Genomic DNA, 19,469 nt, shown 5'->3' with positions numbered 1-19,469 from the left:
AATGGTCGGCCCTGGGGTAAAGCCTCGTTTGCTAGATAAGGAAACTCGATGACCCGTCTTCGTGCCATCTGTACAGCGGTAGCTCTGGTCTGCGCCAGTGGTCAGGTCCTTGCCGACACCGCCAGTCACAATGCGAGTGCCGAAACGTTCCTGAAGCTTGCCAACGCCGATCGCCTGGGCGCTCCGGTCTATGCACAAGTACAGCAGATGTTTGCCCAGCGCTTCGCCGAAACCAAGGCTCCAGCCTCGAAAAAGGCCCTGCTTGAAACGTATCAGGCCAAAGCCAACACCGCGCTGGACCAGGCCATCGGCTGGAACAAGCTGAAACCTGAAATGGTCAAGCTCTACACCGCCAACTTCACCGAAAGCGAGCTCAAGGATCTGGTTGCGTTCTATCAGTCCCCACTGGGCAAGAAAGTGATGACCAAGATGCCTGAACTGGCCCAGCAATCGGCCCAGTTGACCCAAGGCAAGCTGGAAAGCGCCGTGCCGGTCGTCAACAAGCTGCTCGCCGACATGACCGCCGAACTGGAACCTGCCAAGGCAGCTGCTCCGGCCCCGGCCAAGAAGCCTTAAGCGAATCCCCTCATGACCATGCAGACACGTATCGAGTCGGCGCTGGCGCTGCTGCAGCCGCACCACTTGCAAGTGCTCGACGAGAGCCACATGCACAGTCGCGGTGAGCAGACCCACTACAAGGCCATTCTGGTCAGTGACCAGTTTCAGGGCCTTAACTCGGTCAAGCGTCACCAGAAGGTGTACGCCACGCTGGGTGCCCTGATGGGCGAGTTCCACGCCCTGGCCCTGCACACCTATACTCCAGAGGAGTGGGCGAAGACAGGTTCAGCGCCAGCCTCGCCGACGTGCGCTGGCGGTCATTGACTGCTAGCGTGCCTGGGTTGTCGGGTGGTTGATTCAAATCAGCATTGATTCAAATCAACGCCCCGACATACCTGCACAACCCCGGTTTTGCTAGAATCCGCACCGCGCCGCCTGGCCGGTGCGTTTTTTCGTTCAGCATTCAATGTCCGGTAGGCCCTTTGCGAGGGTCGCCACCTGGAGAGATACATGACTCAACAGTCGATCAATCAGCCGATCGTCGTGGCTGCGCTATACAAATTCGTCACCCTCAGCGATTACGTCGCGTTCCGTGAGCCGCTGCTGCAGGCCATGGTCGACAACGGCATCAAAGGCACCTTGCTGATCGCCGAAGAAGGCATCAATGGTACGGTTTCCGGCAGCCGCGAAGGCATCGATGGCCTTATGGTCTGGTTGCGCAGCGACCCGCGTCTGGTCGATATCGACCACAAGGAATCCTATTGCGACGAGCAGCCGTTCTATCGCACCAAGGTCAAACTCAAGAAAGAGATCGTGACCCTGGGCGTTGAAGGCGTCGATCCCAACAAGGCCGTCGGCACGTATGTCGAGCCCAAGGATTGGAACGACCTGATCGCCGATCCCGAAGTGCTGCTGATCGACACACGCAACGACTACGAGGTCTCGATCGGTACTTTCGAAGGCGCGATCGACCCAAAGACCACGTCGTTCCGCGAATTTCCCGATTACATAAAAGAGCACTTCGATCCGGCCGTACACAAGAAGGTCGCGATGTTCTGCACCGGTGGCATTCGTTGCGAAAAGGCTTCCAGCTACATGCTGGGCGAGGGCTTTGAAGAGGTGTATCACCTCAAAGGTGGCATTCTCAAATACCTCGAAGAAGTGCCCCAGGAGCAAAGCCAGTGGCGCGGGGACTGTTTTGTCTTCGACAATCGTGTCACCGTACGCCACGACCTCACCGAAGGCGATTACGATCAGTGCCATGCCTGTCGTACACCGATCAGTGCCGAAGACCGCGCCAGCGAGCACTACTCGCCGGGTGTGAGTTGCCCGCACTGCTGGGATTCGTTGAGCGAGAAAACCCGCCGCAGTGCCATTGATCGGCAAAAGCAGATCGAACTGGCCAAGGCGCGTAACCAGCCCCACCCCATCGGTCGTAACTACCGTTTGCCATCCGAGGCCTGAGCCATGTCCGCCCGCCTGATCTATGTCATGGACCCTATGTGTTCGTGGTGCTGGGGCTTTGCTCCGGTTGCCGATGCGCTGGTGCAACAGGCTCAGGTGGCGGGGGTGTCGCTGCATCTGGTGATGGGCGGGTTGCGTTCAGAGTCCACGCCGCTGGAAGCTTCCAAGCGACGCTACATTCTTGAGCACTGGCAGGCGGTCGAGGAGGCCACCGGCCAGACGTTCCAGCGTGAGGGCGCCTTGCCGGAAGGCTTCGTTTATGACACCACGCCCGCCTGCCTGGCAGTGACATCGGCACGGTCTCTGGACCCGCAGCGAGCCTGGGAACTGGTCAAGCTGATTCAGCAGGCGTTTTATGCTCAGGGTCGTGATGTGACGCGACCTTCCATTCTGGCTGAACTGGCCGAGCAGGCCGGGCTTTCGCGTCAGCAGTTTGCCGACGCATTCGACAGTGTCGACCAGCAGACGGCCACGGCAGCCGATTTTGCCTGGTCACAGGATCTGGGCATCGCGGGTTTTCCGACCTTGCTGGCCGAGCGCAACGGCCAACTGGCCCTGCTGACCAACGGTTATCAACCCTTGAGTGCGCTGTCGCCATTGCTCGGCCGTTGGCTGGAGCGTGCGGCCAGTGCGTGACGACTCCACCGACGACCTGTCAGCTGCCAACGATGCACGCAACGACCGCTTGAGCTGGGCCGAAATTCGTCGGCTGGCACTGCGTCATAAAAAGGCCTTGTGGATCGCCAATGGTGTCGCCGTCATGGCGACGCTGTGCAGTGTGCCCATCCCCTTGCTGCTGCCCTTGCTGGTAGACGAAGTCTTGCTGGGACGCGGCGACGCGGCGTTGAAGGTCATGGATCACCTGTTGCCGGACAGCCTGCAGAAAGCGGCGGGCTACATTGGCCTGATGCTGCTGTTGACGCTGTTGCTGCGAGCCGGAGCCTTGCTGTTCAGCGTCCTTCAGGCGCGGCTGTTCGCCCGGCTGTCAAAGGACATCGTGTATCGCATCCGCCTGCGTCTGATTGAGCGTCTCAAGCGTATTTCCCTGCGCGAGTACGAAAGCCTGGGCAGTGGTACGGTCACCACCCACCTGGTCACCGATCTGGACACGCTGGACAAGTTCGTCGGCGAAACCCTCAGCCGTCTTCTGGTCTCCACGCTGACCCTGGCTGGCACGGCCGGCATCCTGATGTGGATGCACTGGAAGCTGGCGCTGCTGATCATGCTGTTCAACCCGTTGGTGATCTTTGCCACGGTCAGGCTGGGCAAGCGGGTCAAGCACCTGAAGAAACTGGAAAACGACAGCACCTCGCGTTTCACTCAGGCCCTGAGCGAGACCCTGGACGCGATACAGGAAGTGCGCGCGGGCAACCGTCAGGGTTTTTTTCTCGGTCGGCTGGGCGTCAAAGCAAAAGAAGTGCGTGACTATGCCGTCAACTCACAGTGGAAGAGTGACGCTTCAGGACGTGCCAGTGGGCTGTTGTTTCAGTTCGGAATCGACATCTTTCGTGCAGCGGCGATGCTCACGGTGCTGTTCTCCGACCTGTCCATCGGCCAGATGCTGGCGGTGTTCAGTTACCTGTGGTTCATGATGGCTCCGGTGGAGCAGTTGCTCAATCTGCAGTACGCCTACTACGCGGCGGGCGGTGCCCTGACGCGCATCAACGAGCTGCTTGCCCGGGGCGACGAACCTCAATACACCGGCAGTGCTGACCCTTTCGCCGAGCAGGAAACGGTCGGTATCGAGGTGCGGGGCCTGAGTTTCGGTTATGGCGACGAACTGGTGCTGGATCAAATGAACCTTTCGATCGCGCCGGGCGAGAAGGTTGCCATTGTGGGCGCCAGTGGCGGGGGCAAGAGCACGCTGGTGCAACTGTTGTTGGGCCTGTATACCGCTCAGAACGGAACCATCCGTTTTGGCGGGGTGGCTCAGCAGGACATCGGTCTTGAACGGATTCGTGAAAACATTGCGGTCGTTCTGCAACATCCGGCACTGTTCAACGATACCGTTCGCGCCAACCTGACCATGGGCCGCGAATGCACCGATGAAGCCTGCTGGCGGGCGCTGGAAGTGGCGCAGCTGGAGTCCGTGGTTAGGGAGCTGCCCGCCGGACTGGACAGCGTCGTCGGACGCTCCGGGGTGCGTTTGTCCGGTGGGCAGCGGCAGCGAATGGCGATTGCGCGAATGGTGCTCTCCGATCCCAAGGTCGTCATCCTCGACGAAGCGACCTCGGCACTCGATGCCGCGACCGAGTACAACCTCCATCTGGCGCTGACGCGCTTCCTGCGCAGTCGGACCACACTGATCATTGCGCATCGTCTGTCCGCCGTTAAACAGGCCGACCGGGTGCTGGTATTCGATGGTGGGCGTATCGCCGAAGAGGGTGGCCATCAGCAGTTGATCGAAGAAGGCGGTCTCTACGCCAAGCTGTATGGCTATCTGCAACAGAGCTGAGCCACGATCCCGCGCCTTTGCGGCAAAGATGTTTCAAAATTGAAAAAATCATGTGCCATCACGGATGGATTTAGCCTAGGCTCTGCTCAGGACGATCTTTTCAGGCATGTGGTGACGCGAACCCATGAAGCAACCATGGACCTTTCCCAAGCCCCGCCTGACAGGCATCGTGTGGCCTTTCATCGCGGTTGCGCTGTTTCAGGCGCTGCTGGGATGCGTCAGCCTCTACACCCTGTCTGCGGTGCGCAGCTATGTCGTCGGCGAGAGCCTTTGGTCCAAGGGGCAGAAGGATGCCATTCATTATCTGGGTCTCTACGCCAACTGGCACGACGAACGTGACTATCTGAAATACCAGCAGGCCATTGCGGTTCCGCAGGGCGGACATGCGCTGCGCGAAGCACTGGACAGGCCTGTTCCATCGCTTTCCGATGCCAGAGCTGGAATCATTCAGGGCGGCAACCACCCGGACGATGCCTCGGGCATTATCTGGATGTACCTCAACTTTCACGATTTCAGTTTCATGAAAACCGCCATCCGGTTCTGGGCCGTCGGGGATGACTATCTCGTCCAGCTCGACAGTCTGGCCGGGCAGATTCATACGCGGATTCGTGAAGGCGAGGTGAGGCCTGCCGAGGTGGAGCAATGGCGGGCGCAGATCAATGCCATCAACGAAGGCGTGGCACCTGCCGCCAAAGCGTTCAGTGATGCGCTTGGGGAGGGTTCCAGGTTCATTCTGAGACTGCTGATAGGGATCAACCTGGTGACCGCGGTGGTGCTGATCCTTCTGGCATTTCTGAGGGTGCGCAAACTGATCGCCCAGCGTCGCCTGTTTGCCGATGCTCTCCAGCTCGAGCGAGAGCGGGCGCAGATTACCCTGGAGTCGATTGGCGACGGGGTCATCACCACCGACGTGAACGGCGCCATTGTCTACATGAACCCAGCCGCCGAAGGCCTGACGCACTGGAAAAACGGCCAGGCCATCGGACTGCCGCTGGCGGCGCTGTTCAACCTGCTGGACGAGAACGATCAGCGTGACAGCTCGACCCTGATCGATCACATCCTGGGTGGCAAACTCAAGGGTGGTAGCGCCAACTGCAAGCTGATACAGCGGCTTGATGGCAGTACGGTTTCGGTTGCGCTGGTGGGATCACCGATCTACTCCGAAGGTGTCGTCAGCGGCGCGGTGCTGGTGCTTCACGACATGACGCAGGAGCGCCAGTACATCGCCAACCTTTCCTGGCAGGCGGCTCATGACGCACTGACCGGGCTGCTCAACCGCGGTGAGTTCGAACGTCGTCTCCAGCAGGTGTTGAACAAGGGTGATATGGGCTGCGCGAGTCATTGCCTGCTGTTCCTGGATCTCGACCAATTCAAGCTGGTCAACGACACCAGCGGTCACGCAGCGGGCGACGAGCTGTTGCGGCACATTTGTCGGGCGCTGCCTCAGGGTTTGCGCGACGGCGACACCCTGGCCCGGTTAGGGGGCGACGAATTCGGTGTGCTGTTGACCGATTGTCCCGCCAATAAGGCCCACGAAATTGCCGAAATACTGCGCCAGATTGTGCAGGACCTGCATTTCATGTGGAAAGGTCGACCTTTCGTCACCACTGTCAGCATCGGCGTGGTGCATCTGGGTGATGCTCCGGCTACGCTGGAAGCCAGCCTTTGCGCGGCAGACATGGCGTGCTACATGGCCAAGGAAAAGGGCCGCAACCGGGTTCAGGTCTACCGCCTCGACGATACGACGCTGTCGATGCGCTCAGGGGAGATGGCCTGGATTCAGCGATTGCACATTGCCATGGATGAAAACCGTTTTTGCCTGTTTGCGCAGGAAATCTCATCGATTCAGCCCAACGGCGACAGTGTGAGGCATATCGAGATTCTGCTTCGTCTGCGTGACGAGTCCGGGCGCATGGTCGCGCCCGACAGCTTCATCCCTGCTGCCGAGCGCTACGGATTAATGACTACACTTGACCGGTGGGTCGTGCATAACGTGTTTCAGGTTATCGCCCGCTGCATGAGCGAGGAACGGCATCAGGCACCGCAGGCGCTATGTGCGATCAATCTGTCCGGGTCGAGCATCGGTGACGATGCCTTTCTCGATTACTTGAAACTGCAGTTCAGAACGTTCGGTGTTGCGCCTGACATGATCTGCTTTGAAATCACTGAAACCAGCGCCATTGCCGATCTGGGCAACGCCATTCGATTCATCAATGAATTGAAAGCCCTCGGCTGTCTGTTTTCGCTGGACGACTTTTGTACAGGTATGTCGTCCTTTGCCTACCTCAAGCACCTGCCGGTCGACTTCCTGAAGATCGATGGCAGTTTCATCAAGGACATGCTCGATAACCCGATCAACCAGGCCATGGTCGAGGTCATCAACAACATCGGGCATGTGATGGGCAAGCGCACGATCGCCGAGTTTGTGGAAACCCCTCAGATTGAGTCCGTACTGAAGGAAATGGGCGTGGATTTTGCTCAGGGGTACCTGATAGGTCGTCCGATGCTATTCACGTGTGAAAGCCTCTACGCACCCCCGCTTCGACCCGCACCTTCAATGCTCCACACACCGGGAACATTCAGTTAAATCGTATAGCCACTACAAGGAGCCACACAGTGATCGACACTTTCAACAGAACCGGTCCGCTCATGGAAGCCAGCAGTTATCCGGCCTGGGCCCAAAAGCTGATCAAGGACTGCGCCCCGGCCAAGGCCCGCGTTGTTGAGCACGAGCTGTACCAGAAAATGCGTGATGCAACCTTGAGCCCTAAAATCATGCGCCACTACCTGATCGGTGGCTGGCCCGTGGTTGAGCAGTTTGCGGTGTACATGGCCAAGAACCTCACCAAGACCCGCTTTGGTCGTCATCCTGGCGAAGACATGGCGCGCCGCTGGCTGATGCGTAACATCCGCGTGGAACTCAATCATGCCGACTATTGGGTCAACTGGTGCGCTGCCCACGACGTGACACTTGAAAACCTGCATGACCAGCAGGTTTCGCCGGAGCTGCATGCCCTGAGTCACTGGTGCTGGCAGACCAGTTCTTCTGACTCACTGGCAGTTGCCATGGCCGCTACCAACTACGCCATCGAGGGGGCAACGGGTGAGTGGTCGGCTGTGGTGTGTTCGACCGGCGCCTATGCCGAAGCGTTTCCTGAAGAGACGCGCAAGAAAGCCATGAAATGGCTCAAGATGCATGCTCAATATGATGATGCGCACCCTTGGGAGGCACTGGAGATTATTTGCACATTGGTCGGTAATGAGGCCAGCGTGCAGTTGCAGGCCGAGTTGCGTCAGGCAGTTACCAAGAGTTATGACTACATGTACCTGTTTCTGGAGCGCTGTATGCAACTGGAGAAGGTCAAGCCGGCGCGTGAGCGTGCGACGGCCGTGGAGGCCTGAGCACGCCGTCAGGGTCTGTACCCGCCGTCAGCTGGCGATTGCCAGGCGGTTGCGACCCTGGCGTTTTGCAACATAGAGGGCGTCGTCTGCCCGTCGTAACAGGCTGTCGGCGGTTTCCGCCGACAGCAGTGTCGAGCAGCCCAGGCTCATGCTCATCGCCAGCTCGGGACCTGCCTGATGAAATTCCAGGTCCAGAACGGCCTGGCGCAGGCGCTCACCCACTAATGCAGCGCCGTCGCCGTCAGTGTTGGAAAGGATCACGACGAACTCTTCCCCGCCATAGCGAAATATCCGGTCTACGTTACGCAACTGTGCCTTGAGCGTGACGGCAATGGTCCTGAGCACTTCGTCGCCCATTTGATGGCCGTAACGGTCATTCACTTTCTTGAAGTGATCGATATCGAGCATCAGCACGGACAACGGTTGCTTGTGGCGACGTGCGATGTCCACTTCGCGAGGCAGGTTCTGATCCATCGATATGCGATTGCCGGTACTGGTCAGCGGATCGCGCAAGGCGCTTTGCGTGGCGATTCGATACAGCAGCGCATTGAGCAATGGATACAACAGGCAGGCGAGCAGGCTTTCGAGGTCACTCATCTGCTGCGCGTCGAATGGCTCGGCTGTCTGGAACTCCAGTTGCCCGATGTCTTCACCCTCATGACGCAGATGAAAATGAGTGATAAACGACGCGTCCTCACCCAGCCTCAGGTGCAGGTCGCTTTCTGTATGCCGATACACAACACCGCTCAGTGGCAGCAGGCGCTGAATGCCCTGGAAGAACAGCGTCAGTATGCGTTCTGCTTCAAGGCTGGTCTGCAGTTGCAGGCCTAGCTGTTTGATCAGCTCAGGGAGGGTAACAGGCGGCAGTACGGCATTGGGACGATGTTGAAAACCGAGGCGCTGCAACCTGGCGGTATCGAAATCGATTGCATGGGTCTGGGTAAGAGAAATCATCTCTTCGCTCCTCAGCACGTATGACTGGCTTGGCAGGGTTAGAGCGAAAGTCGTGCCATTCGGTTCATTTATCGGCCGGGATATTTAAAATCAGGGAGTTAGCGCATTGAGCAGACAGCCGTTGATTTTTGGTACGGCGATTTCTTGACGTGGCCGTAGCAGTCTTTAGAAGGCGGCTGGCTGGCGATGCGGCTCCGGCGGCGACGCGTCAGTGGCTGAACTGACGCGATCACCTGCAAACCGCCTCCCATGGTTGCGTACCTGCTGGGAGGCAGTGCAATGCAAATGGCGCCTTATCGGCTGCTTGATGAGCCTTACTGCGCGTTCAACGCCTGTCCATTGACGTCGTTGCTGTCCGGGCCCATCAGGTACAGATACACCGGCATGATTTCTTCCGGCGTAGGGTTGTTCAGCGGGTTTTCCGCCGGGTAGGCCTGGGCGCGCATGCTGGTGCGGGTGCCGCCGGGGTTGATGCTGTTGGCGCGTACGGCAGTGACGCCTTCCAGCTCGTCGGCCAGGGTCTGCATCAGGCCTTCGGTGGCGAACTTCGACACGCCATAGGCGCCCCAATGGGCACGGCCCTTACGGCCGACGCTGCTGGAGGTGAACACCACCGACGCGTTTTCTGCACGCTTGAGCAGGGGTAGCAGCGCCTGAGTGAGCATGAACGTCGCATTGACATTGATGAGCATCACACGTGCGAATTCCTCACTGGAAAGCTGTTCAAACGGTGTGCGTGGGCCGATGATCGAGGCGTTATGCAGCAAGCCGTGGAGATGGCCGAACTCGGTTTCGATCATCATCGCCAGTTCTGCATACTGTTGTGGCAGGGCAGTTTCAAGATCGAACGGGATGACCACAGGCTGCGGCTGATCGCACGCTTCGATCTCGTCGTAGACCTGCGTGAGGTTGGCTTCTGTCTTGCCCAGCAGCAGGACTGTGGCGCCGTGTGCTGCGTAGGTTTTGGCAGCGGCAGCGCCGATGCCCCGGCCGGCGCCGGTTACCAGAATCACCCGGTCCTTGAGCAGGTCCGGGCGAGCGCAATAGTCAAACATGAAAGACCTCGAACGATTGTGTGCGGCTCAGCAACTGCACAGGGCGCTATCCAGCACCTTGCGCAGTTCCAGCGGGTGATCGACCACGACGTCAGCGCCCCAGTGATCGGGATTGTCGTTAGGGTGGATATAACCGTAGCGCACGGCGGCGGTTCGGGTGCCTGCATCGCGACCGGATTCGATGTCGCGTAGATCGTCGCCGACGAACAGGACGGTGGCCGGGTCCAGTTCCAGCTTCTTGCACGCCAGGATCAGCGGCTCAGGATGCGGCTTGCTGTGCGTGACGTGATCCGGGCAGATCAGCAGCGCCGAACGCTCGGCCAGACCGAGCTGCTGCATGATCGGTTCGGCAAACCGTACCGGCTTGTTGGTGACCACGCCCCAGATCAGTCCGGCCTTCTCGATATCGGCCAGCAACTCGGCCATGCCGTCGAACAGCTTGCTGTGTACGGCGCAGTCGCGTTGATAGCGCTCCAGAAACTCCAGACGCAGGGTCTCGAATTCCGGCTCATTCGGTGACATCGCGAAGGTCGCGGCGACCATGGCTTTGGCACCGCCTGATATTTCATCGCGAATCAGCTTGTCCGACACTGCCGGCAAACCGCGATCAGCCAGCATCGCCTGGGAAATGGCGATGAAGTCCGGTGCGGTGTCGAGCAGCGTGCCGTCCATGTCGAATAAAACCGCTCTCAAACGCATGCCTTAGGCCTCCCGAAGGGTCTGGATCATGTAGTTGACGTCGACATCCGAGGCCAGCTTGTAGTGCTTGGTCAGCGGGTTGTAGGTCAGGCCGGTGATGTCCTTGACCTGCAGGCCGGCATCGCGGCTCCAGGCACCCAGTTCGGAAGGGCGGATGAATTTCTTGAAGTCGTGCGTGCCGCGCGGCAGGAGGCCCAGGATGTACTCGGCACCGACGACGGCGAACAGGTAGGCCTTCGGGTTGCGGTTGATGGTCGAGAAGAACACCTGGCCGCCTGGCTTGACCATGCGGTAGCAGGCGCGAATCACCGAGGATGGGTCCGGCACGTGCTCGAGCATTTCCAGGCAGGTCACCACGTCGAATTGCTCGGGCATTTCCTCGGCCATGTCTTCGGCGGTGATCTGCCGATACTCCACGCTGACACCCGACTCCAGCTGGTGCAACTGGGCAACGGCCAATGGCGCTTCGCCCATGTCGATACCGGTCACGGTTGCGCCACGCAGCGCCATGGCTTCACTAAGAATGCCGCCGCCGCAGCCGACGTCGAGGACCTTCTTGCCCGCCAGATTGACGCGTTCGTCGATCCAGTTGACGCGCAGCGGATTGATATCGTGCAGCGGCTTGAATTCGCTCTCGCGGTCCCACCAGCGATGGGCCAGGGCCTCGAATTTGGCGATTTCTGCGCGGTCGACGTTGCTCATGGGGTATCCCTCTTGAACTCAAAATTCGGTTTTCATCTGTCGGGCTATAGATAACCAGACAGTCTTCTGTTCGGTTTGATCGGTCAGTGCGCTTCTTCGCTGTGCCCGCACGTTTGCCCGCTGATGCGCCGACCCCAGGCCATGGCCGTGTCGCACAGCGCCTGTTCGTCCATCCGGGTCAGGCGGCGATCTTCCAGCAGGGGTTTGCCGGCGACCCAGACGTGGCTCACGCAGTCGCGGCCTGTTGCATATATAAGCTGGGAAACCGGATCGTAGATGGGTTGCTGGGCCAGGCCGGACAGGTCGAACGCGACCATGTCGGCGGCTTTGCCCAGTTCCAGCGAGCCGGTTTCAGCCTGGATGCCCAGCGCCCTTGCGCCATTGAGCGTCGCCATGCGCAGGGCCCGGTGGGCATCCAGCGCGGTCGCCGAACCGGCAACAGCCTTGGCGAGCAGGGCGGCGGTGCGGGTTTCTCCCAGCAGGTCCAGATCGTTGTTGCTGGCTGCGCCGTCGGTGCCGACGGCCACATTGACGCCGGCCTGCCACAGGCGCTCGACCGGGCAGAAACCGCTGGCCAGCTTCAGGTTGGACTCGGGGCAGTGAATGATGTGGGTATTGCTCTCGACCAGCAGGGCCAGGTCGTCATCGCTAATCTGGGTCATGTGCACGGCCTGAAAACGCGGTCCAAGCATGCCCAGGCGATGCAGGCGCGCCAGCGGTCGTTCCTGATGCTGCTCGACGGCTTGCGCCACCTCGAATGCCGTCTCGTGGACATGCATCTGGATGGTGGCGTCGAGTTCATCGGCGATGACCCGCACCTTCTCCAGGTTCTCGTCACCCACGGTATAAGGCGCGTGTGGGCCGAAGGCGATCTTGATGCGCGGATGGTGAGCGAGGTCGTTGAACAGCTCTATCCCGGCGTGCAGCGCTTCGTCGGTGTTGCGTGCACCGGGAATCGGAAAGTCCAGCACCGGCACGGTGATCTGGGCGCGCATGCCACTGACATGCACCCGCTCAGCGGCGACCTTGGGATAAAAATACATGTCGGAGAAACAGGTGATGCCGCCCTTGAGCTGCTCGGCGATGGCCAGGTCGGTGCCATCACGCACGAACTCTTCATCCACCCATTTGCCTTCGGCAGGCCAGATGTGGTCCTGCAGCCAGGTCATCAACGGCAGATCGTCTGCCAGCCCGCGAAACAGGGTCATGGCGGCGTGACCGTGGGCATTGATCAGGCCGGGGGCAAGAAGCGTGTGTGGAAGCTCCTGCACCTGTGCGGCGCTCAGCTTCAGCGCCTCGGCCTTGGGTCCGATATAGACGATAAGGCCGTCGCGAATGCCGATGCCGTGCTCCTTGAGCACCACGCCTGCAGGCTCGACCGGTACCAGCCAGGTGGGCAGGAGCAAAAGGTCGAGCGGTGCTGTGGCGTTCGGCATGACAAGGTTTCCAGAGCTTATTACGGTGACGACGAAGTATACCCGAGCGTCTTGGCGGGCGGCTCGCTATAATCAGCCGCTTTTGATTCTGGCTTTGGATTTCAAGATGGAGTGGGCGATGCGCGATCGACTGTTGGCTGCGGAGAAGGTAAAGGCCATCGATTGGCGAGATGACGCTCTGTACCTGCTGGATCAGCGGGTGCTGCCGTTCGAGGAAACCTGGCACGCCTTCACCACGGCGGCGGGCGTGGCCGAGGCCATTCGTTCGATGGTGGTGCGCGGTGCGCCGGCCATCGGTATCAGTGCTGCATATGGCGTTGTGCTGGGTGCCCGCGCACGGATTGCTGCTGGCGGTGACTGGCGCAAGGCGCTGGAAGAGGATTTCGCTCAGCTTGCAGATTCTCGCCCGACGGCGGTCAACCTGTTCTGGGCCCTGAACCGGATGCGTGACCGCCTGCAGCGCATCAAGACGACTGACGATCCGCTGGTGATCCTGCAAGCCGAAGCCGTGGCCATTCACCTCAGCGACCGCGAAGCCAACCTGACCATGGCGCAGCTCGGTGCCGACCTGATCCGCAAGCATCAGGGCAACCTGCAGACCGTGTTGACCCACTGCAATACGGGCGCGCTGGCCACTGGTGGTTTTGGCACGGCATTGGGTGTGATTCGCGCCGCGCATCTGGAAGGCATGATTGAGCGGGTCTACGCCGACGAAACCCGGCCCTGGCTGCAGGGTTCCCGGCTGACCGCCTGGGAGCTGGCCAACGAGGGCATTCCCGTGACCTTGAACGCGGACTCCGCTGCGGCCCACCTGATGCGCACCAAGGGCATCACCTGGGTCATCGTCGGCGCCGACCGCATAACGGCCAATGGCGACGTGGCGAACAAGATCGGTACGTATCAACTGGCGGTCGCTGCCATGCACCACGGCGTGCGGTTCATGGTGGTCGCGCCGAGTTCGACTATCGATATGGAAATGGCCAGTGGCGAAGACATCGTCATTGAGGAGCGCGACGGTCGTGAGCTGCTCGAAGTCGGCGGCCAGCGGGTCGGTGCCGACATCGATGCCTTCAATCCGGTGTTCGATGTGACGCCTGCGGACCTGATTGATGCCATCGTGACCGAGAAGGGTATTGTCGAGCGTCCCGACACCGCCAAAATGGCCCAGTTGATGAGCCGCAAACATCTTCACTGAAGTTTCATGCTCGCTTGGGGTTCGTGATGTGTCGCGGCTGAACGGGCCTGTAAGCGCCTCTCAGGCGTCCTGCGCGCGCATGGCTCGTTTTCAGCGCTTGCAAAGGATGTGAGCGCCTCGGCGATTGTGGTAACATCCGGCGGTTTCCAGAGGCGCTATTTGTAGCTGCCCACACTGCGCAGATCCAGGGCTTAACTCATTGATTTGTCGTAAGTCGTTGCCCCGCACCTGCTGGCAACGACAAGCTTCGTTTACCCCGAATGGGTTTGCGAGGTTTCACCAGAAAAAGGAATCAGGCTTCTCATGGGCGAACTGGCCAAAGAAATCCTCCCGGTCAATATCGAAGACGAGCTGAAACAGTCCTACCTCGACTACGCAATGAGCGTTATCGTCGGTCGAGCACTGCCCGATGCGCGCGACGGCTTGAAGCCCGTGCACCGGCGCGTGTTGTTCGCGATGAGCGAACTGGGTAATGACTGGAACAAGCCGTACAAGAAATCCGCCCGTGTGGTTGGTGACGTGATCGGTAAGTATCACCCGCACGGCGACACGGCTGTGTACGACACCATCGTTCGTATGGCTCAGCCATTCTCGCTGCGTTACCTGCTGGTCGACGGCCAGGGCAACTTCGGTTCGGTCGACGGCGACAACGCGGCAGCCATGCGTTACACCGAAGTGCGCATGACCAAGCTGGCTCACGAACTGCTGGCCGACCTGCACAAGGAAACCGTGGACTGGGTGCCGAACTACGACGGCACCGAAATGATCCCCGCGGTCATGCCGACCCGTATTCCCAACCTGCTGGTCAACGGTTCAAGCGGTATCGCCGTGGGCATGGCGACCAACATTCCGCCGCACAACCTGGGCGAAGTCATCGACGGTTGCCTGGCGCTGATCGACAACCCCGAGTTGACGGTCGACGAATTGATGCAGTACATCCCGGGCCCTGACTTCCCGACGGCCGCGATCATCAACGGTCGCGCCGGTATCATCGAAGCCTATCGCACCGGCCGTGGCCGCATTTACATGCGTGCCCGCTCGATCGTCGAAGACATCGACAAGGTCGGTGGTCGTCAGCAGATCGTCATCACCGAACTGCCTTACCAACTGAACAAGGCACGTCTGATCGAAAAGATCGCCGAGCTGGTAAAAGAGAAGAAGCTTGAAGGCATCACCGAGCTGCGCGACGAGTCCGACAAGGACGGTATGCGCGTGGTTATCGAGCTGCGTCGTGGCGAAGTGCCTGAGGTCATCCTCAACAACCTTTATGCCCAGACCCAACTGCAGAGCGTGTTCGGCATCAACATCGTTGCGCTGATCGACGGCCGTCCGCGGATCCTGAACCTCAAGGACCTGCTGGAAGCGTTTGTTCGTCACCGTCGTGAAGTCGTCACCCGCCGCACCGTATTCGAACTGCGCAAGGCCCGCGAGCGCGGCCATATCCTTGAAGGTCAGGCGGTTGCGCTGTCCAACATCGATCCGGTCATCGCCCTCATCAAGGCTTCGCCGACACCTGCAGAAGCCAAGGAAGCGCTGATCAGCACGCCTTGGGAATCGAGCGCCGTGGTCGAGATGGTCGAGCGCGCCGGGGCCGACTCGTGCCGCCCTGAGAACCTCGATCCTCAGTATGGTCTGCGCGACGGCAAGTATTTCCTGTCGCCGGAACAGGCTCAGGCCATCCTGGAACTGCGTCTGCACCGTCTGACCGGTCTGGAGCACGAGAAGCTGCTGGGCGAGTATCAGGAAATCCTGACTCAGATCGGCGAGCTGATCCGCATCCTGAACAGCGCCGTCCGCCTGATGGAAGTCATCCGTGAAGAGCTGGAATTGATTCGCTCCGAATACGGCGATGCCCGTCGCACCGAGATCCTCGATGCACGTCTGGACCTGACCCTGGGTGACCTGATCACCGAAGAAGAGCGCGTCGTGACCATTTCCCATGGTGGCTATGCCAAGACCCAGCCTCTGGCGGTCTATCAGGCGCAGCGCCGTGGCGGCAAAGGCAAGTCGGCGACCGGCATCAAGGATGAGGACTACATCGCTCACCTGCTGGTTGCCAACAGCCATACCACGCTGTTGATGTTTTCCAGCAAGGGCAAGGTCTACTGGCTCAAGACCTACGAGATTCCGGAAGCGTCCCGCGCTGCCCGTGGTCGTCCGCTGGTCAACCTGCTGCCGCTGAGCGACGGCGAATACATCACCACCATGTTGCCGGTCGATCTGGAAGCCATGCGCAAGCGGGCTGACGAAGAAGGCGAAGCCCTCGAAGGCGAGCTGGACGACGCCCAGAACAGCGACGAGACCGAAGACGAGCGCAAGGCACGCATCAAGGCTGCCGACAAGAAGAAGGCACCGTTCATCTTCATGTCCACGGCCAACGGTACGGTCAAGAAGACTCCGTTGGTGGCATTCAGCCGTCAGCGTAGCTCGGGTCTGATCGCGCTGGAACTGGACGAAGGCGATATCCTGATCTCCGCTGCCATCACCGATGGTGAGCAGGAAATCATGCTGTTCTCCGACGGCGGCAAGGTCACGCGCTTCAAGGAGTCCGACGTTCGTGCCATGGGCCGTACCGCTCGCGGTGTTCGCGGCATGCGTCTGCCGGAAGGCCAGAAGCTGATTTCCATGCTGATCCCGGAAGAGGGCAGCCAGATTCTGACGGCCTCCGAGCGCGGCTACGGCAAGCGTACGGCCATTTCCGAGTTCCCTGAGTACAAGCGTGGCGGTCAGGGCGTAATTGCCATGGTCAGCAACGAGCGTAACGGTCGTCTGGTCGGTGCGGTTCAAGTGCTCGATGGTGAGGAAATCATGTTGATCTCCGACCAGGGCACCTTGGTGCGGACCCGCGTCGGCGAGGTCTCCAGTCTGGGTCGTAACACTCAGGGCGTCACCCTGATCAAGCTGGCCAGCGACGAGAAACTGGTCGGTCTGGAGCGCGTTCAGGAGCCATCTGAAGTTGAAGGCGAAGAGCTGCTTGAAGGCGAAGAGGGCGTAGAGGCTCTGATCGCTGACGCCTCTGAACCTGGCGAAGCCGGTGACGAGCTGCAAATCGACGCTGCACCGGATGACGATGAATCGCAGGACTAATAAGCTGTAACGTAAATCAGGTAAGGGCTGGCTCGTCTGTGGGTGCATATGCATTTCAGGCAAGTCCAGCCCTTGCGACATTCGGCCGGCGCTACGGACGATTCAGCATTTGCGCGCAAGCTGCCGGGCGTCGAGACGTCTCAGGCATGTTTCGGCAAGACAGTGCGTACAGACCCAAACGTATTTGACGAGAGTGGATATGAGCAAGCGAGCCTTTAACTTCTGCGCAGGTCCTGCTGCGCTTCCTGAAGCTGTTCTGCTGCGTGCCCAGGCCGAACTCCTGGACTGGCACGGCAAGGGCCTGTCGGTCATGGAAATGAGCCATCGCAGCGATGAGTTCGTCTCCATCGCCACCAAGGCCGAACAGGATCTGCGCGACCTGCTGTCCATTCCCTCCAATTACAAAGTGCTGTTCCTGCAGGGCGGTGCCAGTCAGCAGTTCGCGCAGATTGCGTTGAACCTGTTGCCTGAAAACGGCAAGGCTGACTACATCGATACGGGCATCTGGTCGCAGAAGGCGATTGAAGAGGCGTCGCGTTATGGCACGGTCAACGTCGCGGCCAGCGCCAAGCCTTACGATTACTTTGCCATTCCCGGTCAGAACGAATGGAAGCTGTCCAAAGATGCCGCCTATGTGCACTACGCGCCGAATGAAACCATCGGCGGTCTGGAATTCAACTGGATTCCGGAAACCGGTGATGTGCCGCTGGTCGCTGACATGTCCTCCGACATCCTGTCGCGTCCTGTGGACATCTCTCGTTTCGGCATGATCTACGCCGGTGCCCAGAAGAACATTGGCCCGAGCGGCGTGGTCGTGGTGATCATCCGCGAAGACCTGCTGGGTCGCGCCCGCTCGCTGTGCCCGACCATGCTCAACTACAAGGTCGCGGCCGATAACGGCTCGATGTACAACACGCCGCCGACGCTGGCCTGGTACCTGTCGGGTCTGGTCTTCGAGTGGCTCAAGGAGCAGGGCGGCGTCGAAGCCATTGGCAAGCTCAATGACATCAAGCAGCGCACGCTGTACGACTTCATTGATGCCAGTGAGCTGTACAGCAACCCGATCAACAAACCTGACCGCTCCTGGATGAACGTGCCGTTCCGTCTGGCCGATGATCGTCTGGACAAGCCATTCCTGGCCGGTGCCGACGCCGCCGGTCTGCTCAACCTCAAGGGCCATCGTTCGGTCGGTGGCATGCGCGCGTCCATCTATAACGCAGTGGACATCAATGCGGTCAACGCGCTGGTGGCCTACATGAAAGACTTCGAGAAGGAGCACGGCTGATGTCCGAACAGGAACTCAAGGCGCTGCGCGTCCGTATAGACAGCCTGGACGAAAAGGTTCTGGAACTGATCAGCGAGCGTGCTCGCTGTGCGCAGGAAGTCGCTCGGGTCAAGATGTCCTCCCTGGCGGAAGGTGAAGCGCCTGTGTTCTATCGCCCTGAGCGTGAGGCTGCAGTGCTCAAACGTGTCATGGCGCGCAATCGCGGTCCCCTGAGCAACGAAGAGATGGCGCGTCTGTTTCGCGAAATCATGTCGTCCTGTCTGGCGCTTGAGCAGCCGTTGAAAGTCGCCTACCTGGGGCCGGAAGGCACCTTTACCCAGGCCGCGGCCATGAAGCACTTCGGTCATGCGGTCATCAGTCTGCCCATGGCGGCTATCGATGAAGTGTTTCGCGAAGTGGTGGCCGGTGCCGTGAACTTTGGTGTCGTGCCGGTGGAAAACTCCACCGAAGGCGCAGTCAACCATACGCTCGACAGCTTTCTCGAACACGACATGGTCATTTGTGGCGAAGTCGAATTGCGCATTCACCACCACCTGCTGGTTGGCGAAAGCACCAAGACTGAAAGTATCTCGCGCATTTATTCCCACGCGCAGTCGTTGGCTCAGTGCCGTAAATGGCTGGATGCGCATTATCCGAACGTGGAGCGCGTCGCTGTTGCCAGCAACGCTGAAGCCGCCAAGCGCGTCAAGGGTGAATGGAATTCTGCCGCCATTGCCGGTGACATGGCCGCCGGTCTTTATGGTCTGACGCGTCTGGCTGAGAAGATTGAAGACCGTCCGGACAACTCCACACGTTTTCTCATCATCGGCAATCAGGAAGTCCCGCCGACCGGCGACGACAAGACCTCGATTATCGTATCAATGAGCAACAAGCCGGGGGCTCTGCATGAATTGCTGGTGCCTTTCCACGAGAACGGCCTGGATTTGACACGTATCGAGACCCGTCCGTCGCGCAGCGGAAAGTGGACGTACGTGTTTTTCATCGATTTCGTAGGGCATCACCAGGATCCGCTGGTCAAGGCGGTGCTCGAACAGATCAGTCATGAAGCCGTTGCCTTGAAGGTGCTGGGTTCTTACCCAAAAGCGGTTCTTTGAAGGGGCGTTGCATGAGCAGTCATTTTTTCGTCCTGACAGCCTGCGAAGGCTTGAAGGGTTTTGCGCGTGATTGAGATCATCTC

The 19,469-nt window shown here is 59.6% G+C and carries 16 protein-coding genes; 11 read left to right on the top strand and 5 right to left on the bottom strand.

From position 1 onward, the window contains the following. The first annotated feature begins 48 nt into the window (after nucleotides 1-48). The 7 genes from H8S56_RS09900 (at nucleotide 49) to H8S56_RS09870 (ending at nucleotide 7,879) form a co-directional block, all read left to right on the top strand. Nucleotides 49-576 carry a DUF2059 domain-containing protein gene (locus tag H8S56_RS09900; protein ID WP_024688982.1) on the top strand — a complete coding sequence of 176 codons (528 nt, stop codon included), beginning with the start codon at nucleotides 49-51 and terminating at the stop codon, nucleotides 574-576. Nucleotides 577-588: 12 nt separating this feature from the next. Beyond that, a complete protein-coding gene (locus H8S56_RS09895) occupies nucleotides 589-882 on the top strand; it encodes a BolA family protein (RefSeq protein ID WP_024688983.1) in 294 nt (97 codons plus the stop codon). A 186-nt stretch (nucleotides 883-1,068) separates the two neighbouring features. Next, nucleotides 1,069-2,022, top strand: a complete 954-nt coding sequence (gene trhO, locus H8S56_RS09890; RefSeq protein ID WP_024688984.1) for an oxygen-dependent tRNA uridine(34) hydroxylase TrhO — start codon at nucleotides 1,069-1,071, stop codon at nucleotides 2,020-2,022. A gap of 3 nt (nucleotides 2,023-2,025) precedes the next feature. Beyond that, nucleotides 2,026-2,658 (top strand): DsbA family protein, encoded by a 633-nt coding sequence (locus H8S56_RS09885; protein ID WP_187518523.1) that lies wholly within the window; start codon nucleotides 2,026-2,028, stop codon nucleotides 2,656-2,658. Nucleotides 2,659-2,674: 16 nt separating this feature from the next. Continuing rightward, a complete protein-coding gene (locus H8S56_RS09880; protein WP_187518561.1) occupies nucleotides 2,675-4,477 on the top strand; it encodes an ABC transporter ATP-binding protein in 1,803 nt (600 codons plus the stop codon). Nucleotides 4,478-4,601: 124 nt separating this feature from the next. Continuing rightward, on the top strand, nucleotides 4,602-7,064 hold the full coding sequence (locus H8S56_RS09875) for an EAL domain-containing protein (RefSeq protein ID WP_187518522.1): 2,463 nt from the start codon (nucleotides 4,602-4,604) through the stop codon (nucleotides 7,062-7,064). 29 nt (nucleotides 7,065-7,093) lie between these two features. Further along, nucleotides 7,094-7,879 carry a TenA family transcriptional regulator gene (locus H8S56_RS09870; protein WP_024688988.1) on the top strand — a complete coding sequence of 262 codons (786 nt, stop codon included), beginning with the start codon at nucleotides 7,094-7,096 and terminating at the stop codon, nucleotides 7,877-7,879. Between the two features lie 27 nt (nucleotides 7,880-7,906). Here the strand turns inward: H8S56_RS09870 and H8S56_RS09865 are convergent, their stop codons facing one another. From H8S56_RS09865 to H8S56_RS09845, 5 genes are all read right to left on the bottom strand, one after another. Continuing rightward, nucleotides 7,907-8,833 (bottom strand): GGDEF domain-containing protein, encoded by a 927-nt coding sequence (locus H8S56_RS09865; RefSeq protein ID WP_024688989.1) that lies wholly within the window; start codon nucleotides 8,831-8,833, stop codon nucleotides 7,907-7,909. 314 nt (nucleotides 8,834-9,147) lie between these two features. Further along, nucleotides 9,148-9,888 (bottom strand): YciK family oxidoreductase, encoded by a 741-nt coding sequence (locus H8S56_RS09860; protein WP_187518521.1) that lies wholly within the window; start codon nucleotides 9,886-9,888, stop codon nucleotides 9,148-9,150. A 27-nt stretch (nucleotides 9,889-9,915) separates the two neighbouring features. Then, nucleotides 9,916-10,587, bottom strand: coding sequence for an N-acetylmuramic acid 6-phosphate phosphatase MupP (gene mupP / locus H8S56_RS09855; RefSeq protein ID WP_024688991.1), 672 nt, complete (start codon nucleotides 10,585-10,587; stop codon nucleotides 9,916-9,918). 3 nt (nucleotides 10,588-10,590) lie between these two features. Then, nucleotides 10,591-11,289 carry a bifunctional 2-polyprenyl-6-hydroxyphenol methylase/3-demethylubiquinol 3-O-methyltransferase UbiG gene (gene ubiG, locus H8S56_RS09850; protein ID WP_024688992.1) on the bottom strand — a complete coding sequence of 233 codons (699 nt, stop codon included), beginning with the start codon at nucleotides 11,287-11,289 and terminating at the stop codon, nucleotides 10,591-10,593. Between the two features lie 83 nt (nucleotides 11,290-11,372). Then, nucleotides 11,373-12,725 (bottom strand): TRZ/ATZ family hydrolase, encoded by a 1,353-nt coding sequence (locus H8S56_RS09845; protein ID WP_024688993.1) that lies wholly within the window; start codon nucleotides 12,723-12,725, stop codon nucleotides 11,373-11,375. A 118-nt stretch (nucleotides 12,726-12,843) separates the two neighbouring features. On the opposite strand from H8S56_RS09845, the gene mtnA reads away from it, so the two are divergent. The 4 genes from mtnA (at nucleotide 12,844) to pheA (ending at nucleotide 19,386) form a co-directional block, all read left to right on the top strand. Then, nucleotides 12,844-13,920, top strand: coding sequence for an S-methyl-5-thioribose-1-phosphate isomerase (gene mtnA, locus H8S56_RS09840; protein WP_024696397.1), 1,077 nt, complete (start codon nucleotides 12,844-12,846; stop codon nucleotides 13,918-13,920). Between the two features lie 303 nt (nucleotides 13,921-14,223). Continuing rightward, nucleotides 14,224-17,007 (top strand): DNA gyrase subunit A, encoded by a 2,784-nt coding sequence (gene gyrA, locus H8S56_RS09835; RefSeq protein WP_187518520.1) that lies wholly within the window; start codon nucleotides 14,224-14,226, stop codon nucleotides 17,005-17,007. Between the two features lie 199 nt (nucleotides 17,008-17,206). Then, nucleotides 17,207-18,292 (top strand): 3-phosphoserine/phosphohydroxythreonine transaminase, encoded by a 1,086-nt coding sequence (gene serC / locus H8S56_RS09830; RefSeq protein ID WP_024688996.1) that lies wholly within the window; start codon nucleotides 17,207-17,209, stop codon nucleotides 18,290-18,292. Then, a complete protein-coding gene (gene pheA, locus H8S56_RS09825; protein ID WP_024688997.1) occupies nucleotides 18,292-19,386 on the top strand; it encodes a prephenate dehydratase in 1,095 nt (364 codons plus the stop codon). Before serC ends, pheA begins: the two co-directional genes overlap by 1 nt. Nucleotides 19,387-19,469: the final 83 nt, after the last annotated feature.

It is taken from the genome of Pseudomonas triticifolii, from assembly GCF_014358015.1.
Classification (GTDB): Bacteria; Pseudomonadota; Gammaproteobacteria; order Pseudomonadales; family Pseudomonadaceae; genus Aquipseudomonas; species Aquipseudomonas triticifolii.
Note: the sequence above shows the minus strand (reverse complement) of the source record. Positions and strands in the feature narration are given on the sequence as shown.